We start from the raw sequence: 11933 nt of genomic DNA on the forward strand, positions 1-11933 counted from the left end.
TTCATGCGCGGCGGCCCGGGCGCTGCCTAGATACTACGCACAAAGGGCCAGCATGTTTACCCTTCGCTACCAAAAAATAAACACTGCGCTGCACGACGGATCGATCGACATCCAGCAGAACAACACCGACCCGCCGGCGGCGGTCGGCGAACCGATCCGGCGGTCAGCCGGACACGGGCGCGGCGTGGTCCTCGCCCCGGCGGCGACGGTCGCGCAGCCGAACGATCGCGATCACCACTCCGGCCGCCGTCACGAGCACGGCGACCAGTTCCGGCCAGGGCCCCAGCACTGTCGCCGGGGTGTGCGAATTGCGCAGCGGCACCTCGGCGACCAGGGCTTCGGGTTCGAACAGCGCGCTCTCCTGCCGCACACTTCCGTCCGCGGCGATGATCGCGCTGACCCCCGAAGTGGCGGCCACGACCAGCGAGCGCCCGTGTTCGACCGCCCGCACCCTGGACATCGCGAGTTGTTGGTAAGTCATTTCACTATCGCCGAAAGTCGCGTTATTCGTCGGAACGGCGAGCAATTGCGCACCCGAGTGCAGTGAATCCCGGAAAGCGCGGTCGAAAGCTACTTCATAACAGGTTGCCACCCCGATTTCCGTACCTGCGGCCCGAATTGTTCCGTCCCCGTGACCCGGTACGAAGTATCCTGCTCGATCGGCATAGTCGGAAAAGAGTCGGAAGAATCCGCGCATGGGAAGGTATTCACCGAAGGGCTGTACTATTTTTTTGTCGTGACGGTCCCCCGGGCCGCCTTCCGCGGTCCAGACCATTACCGAATTGGTGGTGGTGCCGTCCCCGTTCACCAGCACCGCACCCACCAGAATCGGTGCCGAGATCCGTCGTGCCGCCTCCGAGATGAGCGCCGCCGCGTCAGGATTGCGCAACGGGTCTATATCGGAGGAATTCTCGGGCCAGACGACTACATCCGGGGCCGGAAACAAACCGTCGGCCACCTCATCGGCCAGTTGTTCGGTCCGCCGGACATGATTGTCGAGCACGGCCCGGCGCTGCGCATTGAAATCCAGGCCCAATCGCGGCACGCTGCCCTGGATCGCGGCCACTGTGATGGTGCGGTCCCCGTCCAACGGGCCGGGCAAGGTCGCCTGCAGCGCCAGGCCGGCCACCGGGAGCAGCACACAGGTCAGCGCGGCCACCGCCGTCGCCACCCGGCCGCCGCGGCCGGCGGCGTCCACCACATACCCCGGGGCGGCGAAGCGAGAACCCGAGGCCCGGACCAGGCCGAGGACGACCGCGGCGCCGCAGGTGCCACTGAGCGCGACGGCGAAACTCACCAGTGGCGCGCCACCGAAAGCGGCCAGCGGCAGGAACCAGCCGTCCGCCTGACCGAACGCCAGCCGTCCCCAGGGAAACCCGCCGAACGGAAAGCTCGACCTGCCCCATTCGGCGGCCGTCCAGGCCAGCGCGAGCCACAGCGGCCAACCCGGGAGCCTGCCCAGTATCCGGCCCAGCATTCCGAACAGGCCCAGATACACCGAGCACGCGAGCGACAGCGCGAGCCAGGGCACCGGCCCGACATAGATCCCGGTCCACGGCAGCAACGGCAGAAAGAAACCGAGCCCGGCGAGGAATCCGTAACCGAACCCGGAGCGCCACCGGGTCCCGCCGCGCACCACCAGGGTCAGCAGCACGATCCCCACGGGTGCGAGGAACCACCACGGCCGCGGCGGGAAACTGCCGAACAGCAGCACACCCGCGACCACCGCGGCCACCGATCGCGCCGCCACCGGATAGCGGGTGAGCCCGTCGGTCCACCGGGCCGTCGACCTGTCGCCTCGATTCACTGCCACATCCTGTCGTTCCGTACGAGATCCGGCCGGGTACTGGTCCCGCTGATCCGCCGCGCCGCGGCCGCCGGCCCGGCCCCGGGCGAATCGTGCGGACCGCATCGTGTCCGTGCATGCGCCACGGCACACGCTCACGCGTGGTAGATGGTGCTGCCCCGGTGCACGGTGCGCAGGCACCTGGGCAGCGCGGCATCCGGCGTCAGCGGTGGCAGACCCGGCACGCGGGACCGCGGGTCGGTGGACCAGCGCTGCACCGAATCCGTGGGGGCGGCGACAACGAGATCGTCGGCCGCCCAGACCGCGTAGGACGCGGGCGCACCCGGGACCAGAGTTCCGGCCACTCCGTCCCGGACCCCGCCCGCCCGCCACGCGCCGCGGGTGGCGGCGGCGAAGGCGGCGCGCGGCGAGAGGCCGTGCCCGGGCGTTCGGTGCTGGACGGCCGCCCGCACCGCCGCCCACGGATCGAGCGCCGTGACCGGCGCGTCCGAGCCGATGGCCAGCGAGACCCCGGCCGAGGCCATGGCGGCGAACGGATTCAGCGCGGCGGCGCGGGTGGCGCCCAACCGTTCGGCGTACATACCGTCGGGGCCGCCCCAGGCCAGATCGAACCCGGGCTGAACGCTGGCGATGACCCCCCAGGAGGCGAGGGCCTCGATCTGCGCGGCGTCCAGCAGTTCGGCGTGCTCCACCCGGTGACCGCACGCCGCGACCGCCGGACCGCCCAGTTCGGTGGCGACCTCCCCGAAACCGGCGACGATCGCCGCGAGCGCCCCGTCACCGATCGCGTGGAAACCCGCCTGGACTCCGGCCTCGGTGCAGGCCCGCACATGCGCGGCGATCTGGGCGGCGTCCAGGTAGGAGACACCGGTGCCGGATTCGTCGGCGTAGGGCTCCCGCAACCAGGCGGTATGCGAACCGAGGGACCCGTCCACGAAGAGATCGCCGGCCAGTCCGTGCGCGCCGAGCTCGGCCAGCACGGCCCGGGCTTCGTCCGCGGTGCGCACCGGCTGCCCCCAGTAGGCCCGCACCTGCACACCGTGTTCGAAGACGAGCAGTTCGCGCAGGTCGGTCTCGCCTTCGATATCGGGACCCGCGCATTCGTGCACGGCCGCCACTCCGTGCGCGGCCGCGTGGTCCAGCGCGGTCCGCCGCGCCGCGTCCCGCTGCGATCGGGTCAGCCGGGCCCGGGCGGCGGCCCGCACCAGATGGTGCGCCCGCGCCCGCACCGGCTCCCCGGGAACGTATCCCGGTGCCGCGCGCAGTGCCGGCACCTCGTCGAGCAGTGCCGTGGAGGCCACGGCCGAATGCGAATCCACCCGCGCCAGATACACGATCTGCCCGGGCCGCGCGGCGGCGTCTACTTCCGCGACCGTCGGCGGCCGCCCTTCCGGCCACCGGCTCTCGTCCCAGCCGTCGGCCAGGATCGCGCCGTCGGGGTAGCGGGCCGCGTAGTCCGCGACCAGTTCCAGGCAGTGCGCCAGGGACCGCGCGGCGGACAGATCGAGACCCGACAGCTGCAGCCCGAACGCGGTGGTGTGCAGATGGGGTTCCACGAACGCCGGGGTCACGAAGGCCCCGTCCAGCTCGACGACCTCGGCGTCCGGATGCAGCGCGCGTCCGACATGATCGGCGCCGAGCCAGACGACCACGCCGTCGCTCACCGCCATGGCGGTGGCGTCGGGCGCGCTGGGACTGTAGAACCGGCCTCCGACCAGCAGCTGCGTACTCACGGGGATCCAGTCTGCCGCACCGCCCCGGGCGTCGCGCGGGCCGGTCCACCCAGCCGGACCGGGCGCCCGACGCCGGTGCGCCGCCGGATCGCCCGGCGTCGCGCGGCGAATTACGCTGCCTGCATGAACAACACGCTCGGTGCGGTCGGCGCCGCCGATTACGTCCTGCTCACCACGTTCCGCAAGGACGGCACACCGGTGCCGACGCCACTGTGGGCGGTGGCGGAGCAGGACAAGTTGTACGTCTGGACCGTCACCGACAGCTGGAAGGTGAAACGGCTGCGGCGCAACCCGGAGGTGACGCTGCAGCCGTGTGATTACAAGGGCACACCCCGCGGTGAGATGGTGCACGGCACCGGCCGGATTCTCGATGCCGCGGGCAGCGCGCGCGTCCGCGGCCTGATCCGGCGCAAATACTGGTTGACCGGACCCCTGGTGGTACTGGGCAGCACCCTGCGTCGGGGGAAAACGGGCACCATCGGTATCGAAGTCACCCCGCGTCCCGAACCCGCGGACGCCGGGTAACACCGCACAGGTGGCTCTTGCGGGGAACCGGGAGCCTCCGATTCCCCCGAGCTGAAGGCGCGGCCCAGACCGCGCTCGCCGCCGAGGCGGCGTCGCCGAAGCTGTGAGGTGAGCGGATGCTCGGCACCGGACACCGCCCAACGGTCACCCGCTCTGCGGCCCCAGCCAGCGGTCGAGTTCGTCGGCGGCGCGGAGGTCGGCGGCGAGTTCGGCACGCTCCGCCTCGGTGAGCCCGAGTGCCGCCAGATCGGCGCGCCGGTCGGCCGCCTTGTCGGGTTTACCCAGCGCGACGGCCAGCTCGGCGAGCGCCGCGTAGGCACGCGCCCGGTCGAGCCGGCCTGCTTCGGCGCCGTGCCGGCGCAATCCGGACTCGAGCGCTCGTTCGGCGGCTTTGTCGTCGGTCTTGAAGTCGCGCAGGATCCGGGCGTTGTCGAGCACCCGGGCCAGGCCCGACAGTTCCGCCGAACCGCCGTACTCGAGACCCTCCGGTTCGTCCCTTTGTATAAAGGTGACCCAGTTGCCGTCCGGGTCGATGAGGCTGAAGCGGGACTGCCCGGGACGGAACCGGGTGACGCGCCCGAAACCCTTCGCCGGGATTCGGCCGAACCGTTCCCGCAGGGCCGTGGTGAACGCCTCGTGCCGTCCCGCGACATCGTCCACCAGGACCAGGCAGCCCGTGTTGTCGCGCTGTTCGCGTCCGGCCGGCGGATCGGCGAAGTGTAGATCGCAGTCGTTGGCCGTGAGCGCGCCGTACACATAGGGCCTGGTCTGTTCGTGCGTGACCGTGTATCCGAGTGCGCCGTAGAAGTCGAGTGTGCGGGCCAAGTCGTGAGTGGGCAGCACCGGTACCGCGGTATCTCCCATGAAGATCCTCCCGATAGTCAAGTTTGACTACTGAAGATTAGGCGACGCCGAAGCCGGAAGTCAAATTTGAGTACCGTAGGGTTCCGGTGACGGAAGGGAGCTCGACGATGTCGGCGGTACGGCTGCTGGTTCTCGGGGTGACACGTCGGCAACAGCCGACCCACGGCTACGCGGTGCGTCGCGAACTGCTCTCCTGGCGAGCCGACACCTGGACCAATGTGCAGCCCGGCTCCATCTATCACGCCGTCAAACAACTCACCCAGGAAGGCAAACTGCGCACCCTGGGCACCGAGGACGGCGGCCGCGGTCCCGGCCGGACCCTGTTCGAGCTGACCGACGACGGCGAGACGGAGTTCCGGGAGCGGATGGACGCGGCGCTGACCAGCGTGGATATGGAGGAACTCGGTGCGGGAATCGCGTTCATGGACGCATTGCCGCGCGCCCATGTGATCGCGAAACTGCGCGAGCAGCGCGATAACAGTCGCGCGGTCCGCGACGACCTGCTCGCCATGGTGGGCGACTATCCGGGGCGGTCCGAACCCCCGCATGCCACCGATCTGCTCGAATTGTGGAGCGGGGTCTTCGACAATCTGACCGGCTGGACCGACGGTGTACTCGCGCGGCTGGACCGGGGCGAGTACCGCATGACCGACGATCCCGCCTGAGGACGCCCGCTACGGGCGCTTACGCCGGGCCGCCGTAGTTCCGAGGCTCCACCGTGGGCGGCCGCAGTTCCAGAGCGGTGGCGGATTTCGGCCGCTCGTCGGCGTACCACTCGTCCACCACGACGCCGTCGACGATATCGGCGTCGATCACCGTGCCCCTCCGGTACGGCGCGGTAGCGGCGATCTTGCCCACCCGGCGGGCGGCCAATGCGGCGAGGACCGGACGGAACAGCGCGCGGGTCGGCGGCAGCAGCATGAGCAAACCCACCACCGAGGTGACCAGCCCCGGCACGAACATCAGCACACTCCCCACACCCACCAGCGCTCCGTCGGCGACCGCGGCGCCCGGAGTGATCTCACCTCGCGAGGCACGGCGGAACTGGTCGCCCACCCGCCGCCATTGCGAGCCGAGCAGCAGCATGCCCGCGGCGGAACTGGCGATGAGCAGCAGAATCGCGGGAACCGCGCCGAGCCAGGAGACGACGCCGGCGAAAGCGGCGATCTCGACGACGAGATAGAGGAGGAAACCGAGGACGGGCATGAGCGAACCTTTCGGGTCGGACTGACCGGACAACGAACGAGACCCCGGTTTTGCTCCCGGCCGCCTCAGCCGCCCGGCCGGACCAGCCCGGTTTCGTAGGCCAGCACTACCGCCTGCACCCGGTCACGGAGCCCCAGTTTGGTGAGCACGCGGCCGACATGGGTCTTCACCGTGGCTTCGGACAGGAACAGCTGTCCGGCGATCTCGGCGTTCGACCGGCCGGCGGCGATCTGCTCCAGCACCTCTCGCTCCCGGGCGGTGAGCACCTCCAGGATCGCGGGATCGCGCGACGGTGTGGGCTCCTCGGCGATCAGGCGGTCGAGCAGGCGTTTGGTGACCTTCGGCGACACCACGGCGTCCCCGGCCGCGACACTGCGGATGGCCGAGATCAGGTCCTCGGGCGGGGTGTCCTTGAGCAGGAATCCACTCGCTCCGGCGCGCAGCGCGCCCAGGGCGTGTTCGTCGAGATCGAAGGTCGTCATCACCAGCACCCGGGTGCCGTGATCGGCTTCGAGTATCCGGCCGGTGGCGGTGACACCGTCCACGACCGGCATCCGGACATCCATCAGCACCACGTCGGGGGTCAGGTCCGCGGCCCGGCTGATCGCGGTGGCGCCGTTGTCGGCCTCGCCGACCACCTCGATATCGGGGTGCGCGCCGAGCACCATCTTCAGTCCCACGCGCATGAGTTCTTGGTCGTCCACAACGAGCACGGTGATCGGCACGATTCCAATGTAGTGGCGGCCCCGGACTATTCCTGATCCGGTGTGGACAGCGGAATCCGCGCGTGCACCCGCCAGGCGCCGTCGGGCCGCCGCCCGGCCTCGAGACTCCCGCCGAGTATCGCCATCCGCTCCCGCATACCGGCCAGCCCCAGCCCGCTGCCCTCGATCCGGTCCTCCGGCCGCACCGGGACACCACCGGAATCGGTGACCTCCACCTCGATATCGTCGGCGTGCCGCCGCACCCGCACCCATGCCTTCGGATGGGCTCCGGCATGCCGGAGGGTATTGGTGAGCGCCTCCTGCACGATCCGGTGCATACCGAGGCTCACCTCGGGAGCGACCTCGTCCAGTTCACCGGCGAGCTCCAACTCGACCGCCAGTCCCGCGTCCCGCATCAACTGCACCACCCCGGCCAGCCCCGCCGTACCGTGCTGAGGGACCTCGTCGGGGGCGTGTTCGGTACGCAGCAGGGCGACGGTGCGCCGCAGTTCGCGCAGCGCCTCACGCCCGGTTCCGGCAATGGTGACCAGTGCCTGTTCGGTGGTGTCGGGATCGGCGCGCAACGCGAAGCGGGCGCCGTCGGCCTGCACGATCATGACGCTCACCGCGTGCGCGACTACATCGTGCAGTTCCCGCGCGATCCGGGTGCGCTCGGCCGACACCGCGTCGTGCGCGCGACGTTCCCGATCGGAGTCGGCCACGGCGAGCCGGGCCGCGACCTCCGCGTCGTAGGCGCGGCGGGCGCCGGTGAACTCGGCCAGGGCCCAGCACAGCGCGAAGAACACGGAGACGAATGCCAGATCACCGGCCTTGAACCCACTCACCAGCGCCATCCCGTAGGCGGTATCGGCGACGAGTGCGAGGACATACCAGAACCCGTCGCGCCGGCCGAGATAGGCCACCAGCGTGTACAGCATGATCCCGTGCCCGAGCAGCGCGCCGTGCACGGTGGGGTCGCCGACGATGTATCCGATGGTGCTGGCGCAGAACGACAGCAGCATGAAGGTCACCGCCATGGCCCGCGGATACACACGGCGCAGCGCGATCGGCAGCGGAATGAGCACCGAGAACACCAGGAACGCGGCGGGACTCGCGCTGTCACGGGCCACCGTGAGGTCGAGGATCAGCAGCAGGATCGCGAGCGCGGAATCCGCCACGATGGGGTTGTCTCGGAGCCACAAGCTGAACCGGCGCACCCGCCCAGCCTAGGAGAGCAGCCCGATGACGACGCATGAGCGGGTGACGGCGGCCCCCGGACCGTCTGATTGGGTGGTCGCGTGGATGTGACCGACTGGCTCGTACTACTGCCCGCGGCGGCGACCGCCGGCTGGGTGGACGCCGTGGTGGGCGGGGGCGGTCTGATAGTGCTGCCGACCCTGCTGCTGGTGGCGCCCGGCCTCGCCCCGCAGACGGCGCTGGGCACCAACAAGCTGTCGGCGGTCGCGGGTACCGCCGCGGCGGCGGCCACCTTCGCCCGCAAGGTTCCGATCCAGTGGCGGCTGCTGCTGCCCGCCGCGGCACTGGCGGCCGTCACCGCGGCGGCGGGCGCGGCCGCGGTATCGCTCATCGACCGCGACCTGTTCATCCCGATCGTGCTGGTGGTGCTGATCGGGGTGGCGATCTTCGTGACGGCCCGGCCGTCCATCGGGATCACCCTGGCCACCCATCGGCCGTCGCGGCGCAAGGTCGTGCTGGTGGTCGCGCTCGCCGCCGGACTCATCGGCGCCTACGACGGTCTCCTGGGCCCGGGCACCGGAACCTTTCTCATCATCACGTTCGCGACCCTGCTCGGCACCGAGTTCGTCCGGGCGGCCGCGATGGCCAAGGTGATCAACTGCGGCTCGAATATCGGCGCGCTGATCTATTTCGGCGCCACCGGCCATGTGTTGTGGGCGTTGGGCGCGGCGATGGCACTGGCCAATATCGCGGGCGCGGTGGTGGGTTCGCGGATGGCGCTGGAGCGGGGTTCGGAGTTCGTGCGCGTGGTGCTGCTCGTCGTGGTGGCGGCGATGGTGATCCGGCTGGGCTGGCAGCAATTCGGCTGAGCCGACGTGGGCGCACTGCCCGGAATCCGCCGCGGCGGACTAAGTTGTGCAGGGTGAACACGGCGACACCTTCACTCGACTCGGCCGGGCAACCGTCCGGACACGAGATAGATCCGGAATTCACGGACCTCCCGCTGGCGGCGCTGGCGGAGGCGGCGCTGTCCGCGGCCCGCGCGGCCGGCGCCGAACACGCGGACCTGCGGGTGCATCGATTGTGTACGCAGGTGATCCGATTGCGCGACGGCCGCGTGGAGGCGTTGACCGATACCGTCGAACTCGGTTTCGCGGTGCGGGTCGTCGTCGACGGCACCTGGGGTTTCGCCTCGCACGCGGCCCTGAACCGGGATACCGCGGCCGAGGTGGCGCGGTCGGCGGTGACCGTGGCGACCAGCCTGCGTGCACTGAACCGGGAACGCGTCGAACTCGCGGCCGAACCCCGCTACCCCGACGCCCGCTGGGTGTCGGACTACCGGATCGACCCGTTCACCGTCGACTCGGCGGACAAAGTGGCGCTGCTGCGGGACTATTCGGGGCGGCTGACGGCCGCCGACGGCGTCGATCACGTGACCGCGACATTGCTGCAGGTCAAGGAGCAGACTTACTACGCCGACACCGCCGGATCCTCGATCATCCAGCAACGGGTGCGCCTGCAGCCGCAACTGGAGGCGATCACCGTCGATACCGCGTCGGGCGCCTTCGAGACCATGCGGACCCTGGCGCCGCCGGTCGGGCGAGGCTGGGAATACGTCACCGGCGCGGACGGGATCTGGGACTGGGATACCGAATTGAACCGGATCCCGGAGTGGCTCGCCGAGAAGGTGAAGGCCCCGAGCGTGCAGGCGGGCCCGACCGATCTGGTGATCGACCCCACGAACCTGTGGCTCACCATCCACGAGTCCATCGGCCACGCCACCGAGTACGACCGTGCCATCGGATACGAATCCGCCTATGCCGGAACCTCGTTCGCGACACCCGACCTGCTCGGCACGCTGCGGTACGGAACACCGATCATGCATGTCACCGCGGACCGGGTACAGCGGCACGGACTGGCCACCGTAGGTTTCGACGACGACGGGGTGGCCGGGCAACGCTGGGATCTGGTGCGCGACGGGGTGCTGGTGGGCTATCAGCTGGACCGGGTGTTCGCGCCCCGGCTGGGCCTGGATCGGTCCAACGGCTGCGCGTACGCCGACTCCCCGCATCATGTGCCGATCCAGCGGATGGCCAATGTCTCGCTGCAACCCGATCCCGATACCGACACCAGTACCGAGGAACTGATCTCGCGCGTGGACAACGGGATCTACATCGTCGGGGACAAGAGCTGGTCGATCGATATGCAGCGCTACAACTTCCAGTTCACCGGTCAACGTTTCTTCCGGATCCGCGACGGCCGCCTGGACGGCCAGCTGCGCGATGTCGCCTACCAGGCGACCACGACGGACTTCTGGGGGTCGATGGAGGCGGTCGGCGGTCGGTCGACCTGGCAGCTGGGCGGTGCGTTCAACTGCGGGAAAGCGCAACCCGGCCAGGTCGCGGCGGTCAGTCACGGCTGTCCGTCGGTGCTGGTGCGCGGCGTCAACGTGCTCAACACCCGGACGGAGGCGGGGCGATGACAGGGACCGGTGCGGGTGTGCTGCCCGCGGGCGCGGTGGTCGAGCGGGCGCTCGGCCTGTCCCGGGCCGACGAGGCGATCGTGATCGTCACCGACGAATATGAGGCGTCGCTGCGCTGGGCCGGTAATTCGATGACCACCAATGGCGCTTCGGTAGCACGCCGGTGGTCGGTGATCTCGGTGTTCCGGGACGGGCCGCGCTCGGCGCGGGTCGGCAGCGTGGCCTCGACGAGCGTGGATTCCGCCGATATCGAGGCGGTCGTGCGTGCCAGTGAGGAGGCCGCCCGATCCGCCGAACCCGCCCGCGACGCGATGCCGTTGCTGGACGCGCAGTCCGTTCCGGCGGCAACGGAGTGGGAGCAGGGTCCGGACGCCACCGGGATCGAGGTGTTCACCGATCTGGCCGCGGATCTGGCCACCGGATTCGACGGCGCCGACCGCCTCTACGGTTTCGCGCACCATCAGGTGCCCACCACCTGGCTCGGCACGTCCACAGGTGTGCGGCGGCGTTACACCCAGCCGACGGGGTCGGTGGAGATCAACGGGAAGCGCGGCGCGGGCGCCGACCTGGCCAGCGCCTGGGTGGGCGTCGGCACCACCGACTTCGCCGATGTGGACACGCCCGGTCTGCTCGCGGAGCTGTCCCGGCGGCTGGACTGGTCCGCACGCCGGGTCGAACTGCCCGCCGGACGCTACGAAACCCTGCTGCCCCCGTCCACCGTCGCCGATCTGCTCATCTACATGTACTGGTCGATGGAGGGCCGGGGCGCACAGGAGGGGCATACCGCGTTCGCCGCCGCGGGCGGGACCCGGATCGGCGAGAAACTCAGCGATATACCGCTGACCCTGTCCTCGGACCCCGACGCCCCGGGGCTGCAGTGTCTGCCGTTCGTGGCCGTGCAGGCTTCGTCGGAGACGGTGTCGGTCTTCGACAACGGCATGTCGGCCCAGCGAGTGGACTGGCTGCGCGACGGCGCGATCACCGATCTGGTGTATTCCCGCGCCACCGCCGCCGACTACGACGCCTCCCCCACCGTCCCGGTGCAGAATCTCCTGCTCACCGGTGGTTCGTCGGCGACGTTGGACGAGATGATCGCCCGCACCGAGCGCGGACTGCTGCTCACCACGCTCTGGTACATCCGCGAGGTCGACCCGGCCACGCTGCTGCTCACCGGGCTCACCCGCGACGGGGTCTATCTGGTCGAGAACGGTGAGGTCACCGCGGCGGTGAACAATTTCCGTTTCAACGAGAGCCCGCTGGACCTGCTGCGCCGCGTCAGTGAAGCCGGCGCGACGCAGCACACCTTGCCCCGGGAGTGGAAGGACTGGTTCACCCGGACGGCGATGCCGCCGCTGCGGGTCCCCGATTTCCACATGTCCTCGGTCAGCCAGGCGACCTGACCCCCACTGGACACG

At 70.0% G+C, this 11933-nt stretch carries 11 protein-coding genes; 5 read left to right on the forward strand and 6 right to left on the reverse strand.

Going from position 1 to position 11933, the window contains the following annotated elements; genetic code table 11:
• Nucleotides 1–163: 163 nt before the first annotated feature.
• Nucleotides 164–1807, reverse strand: a complete 1644-nt coding sequence (gene lnt / locus OG804_RS11335) for an apolipoprotein N-acyltransferase (RefSeq protein WP_328396643.1) — start codon at nucleotides 1805–1807, stop codon at nucleotides 164–166.
• 134 nt (nucleotides 1808–1941) lie between these two features.
• Nucleotides 1942–3540, reverse strand: a complete 1599-nt coding sequence (locus tag OG804_RS11340; RefSeq protein ID WP_328396645.1) for an amidohydrolase — start codon at nucleotides 3538–3540, stop codon at nucleotides 1942–1944.
• Nucleotides 3541–3663: 123 nt separating this feature from the next.
• On the opposite strand from OG804_RS11340, the gene OG804_RS11345 reads away from it, so the two are divergent.
• Complete coding sequence (locus OG804_RS11345) at nucleotides 3664–4065, forward strand: PPOX class F420-dependent oxidoreductase (RefSeq protein WP_328396647.1); 402 nt, start codon at nucleotides 3664–3666, stop codon at nucleotides 4063–4065.
• A 144-nt stretch (nucleotides 4066–4209) separates the two neighbouring features.
• Here OG804_RS11345 and OG804_RS11350 read toward each other — a convergent pair whose 3' ends face one another.
• On the reverse strand, nucleotides 4210–4929 hold the full coding sequence (locus OG804_RS11350; protein ID WP_328396649.1) for a glyoxalase: 720 nt from the start codon (nucleotides 4927–4929) through the stop codon (nucleotides 4210–4212).
• 86 nt (nucleotides 4930–5015) lie between these two features.
• Between OG804_RS11350 and OG804_RS11355 the strand changes: the two genes are divergently transcribed.
• Complete coding sequence (locus tag OG804_RS11355; protein WP_328396651.1) at nucleotides 5016–5594, forward strand: PadR family transcriptional regulator; 579 nt, start codon at nucleotides 5016–5018, stop codon at nucleotides 5592–5594.
• 19 nt (nucleotides 5595–5613) lie between these two features.
• On the opposite strand, the gene OG804_RS11360 is transcribed toward OG804_RS11355, so the two are convergent.
• The 3 genes from OG804_RS11360 to OG804_RS11370 all read right to left on the reverse strand — a co-directional run bounded on the left by OG804_RS11360 (nucleotide 5614) and on the right by OG804_RS11370 (nucleotide 8056).
• Nucleotides 5614–6135 carry an FxsA family protein gene (locus tag OG804_RS11360; protein WP_328396653.1) on the reverse strand — a complete coding sequence of 174 codons (522 nt, stop codon included), beginning with the start codon at nucleotides 6133–6135 and terminating at the stop codon, nucleotides 5614–5616.
• A 65-nt stretch (nucleotides 6136–6200) separates the two neighbouring features.
• Nucleotides 6201–6860 carry a response regulator transcription factor gene (locus OG804_RS11365; RefSeq protein WP_328396655.1) on the reverse strand — a complete coding sequence of 220 codons (660 nt, stop codon included), beginning with the start codon at nucleotides 6858–6860 and terminating at the stop codon, nucleotides 6201–6203.
• Between the two features lie 26 nt (nucleotides 6861–6886).
• The gene (locus OG804_RS11370) at nucleotides 6887–8056 is read right to left on the reverse strand and encodes a sensor histidine kinase (RefSeq protein ID WP_328396657.1); all 1170 of its coding nucleotides are present in this window, start codon (nucleotides 8054–8056) and stop codon (nucleotides 6887–6889) included.
• A gap of 81 nt (nucleotides 8057–8137) precedes the next feature.
• Between OG804_RS11370 and OG804_RS11375 the strand changes: the two genes are divergently transcribed.
• From OG804_RS11375 to OG804_RS11385, 3 genes are all read left to right on the forward strand, one after another.
• Nucleotides 8138–8905, forward strand: a complete 768-nt coding sequence (locus OG804_RS11375; RefSeq protein WP_328396659.1) for a TSUP family transporter — start codon at nucleotides 8138–8140, stop codon at nucleotides 8903–8905.
• Nucleotides 8906–9012: 107 nt separating this feature from the next.
• Nucleotides 9013–10518, forward strand: a complete 1506-nt coding sequence (locus tag OG804_RS11380; RefSeq protein ID WP_442941871.1) for a TldD/PmbA family protein — start codon at nucleotides 9013–9015, stop codon at nucleotides 10516–10518.
• Nucleotides 10519–10535: 17 nt separating this feature from the next.
• Entirely contained in the window at nucleotides 10536–11918 is a 1383-nt protein-coding gene (locus tag OG804_RS11385; RefSeq protein WP_442941872.1) for a metallopeptidase TldD-related protein, read from the forward strand.
• Nucleotides 11919–11933: the final 15 nt, after the last annotated feature.

It is taken from the genome of Nocardia sp. NBC_00416 (genome assembly GCF_036032445.1).
Lineage (GTDB): Bacteria > Actinomycetota > Actinomycetes > Mycobacteriales > Mycobacteriaceae > Nocardia.

Excerpts from the sequence above, each read along its gene's own strand:
- OG804_RS11345 (WP_328396647.1), top strand. The coding sequence starts at position 3,664 with ATGAACAACACGCTCGGTGCGGTCGGCGCCGCCGATTACGTCCTGCTC.
- OG804_RS11350 (WP_328396649.1), bottom strand. The coding sequence starts at position 4,929 with ATGGGAGATACCGCGGTACCGGTGCTGCCCACTCACGACTTGGCCCGC.
- OG804_RS11360 (WP_328396653.1), bottom strand. The coding sequence starts at position 6,135 with ATGCCCGTCCTCGGTTTCCTCCTCTATCTCGTCGTCGAGATCGCCGCT.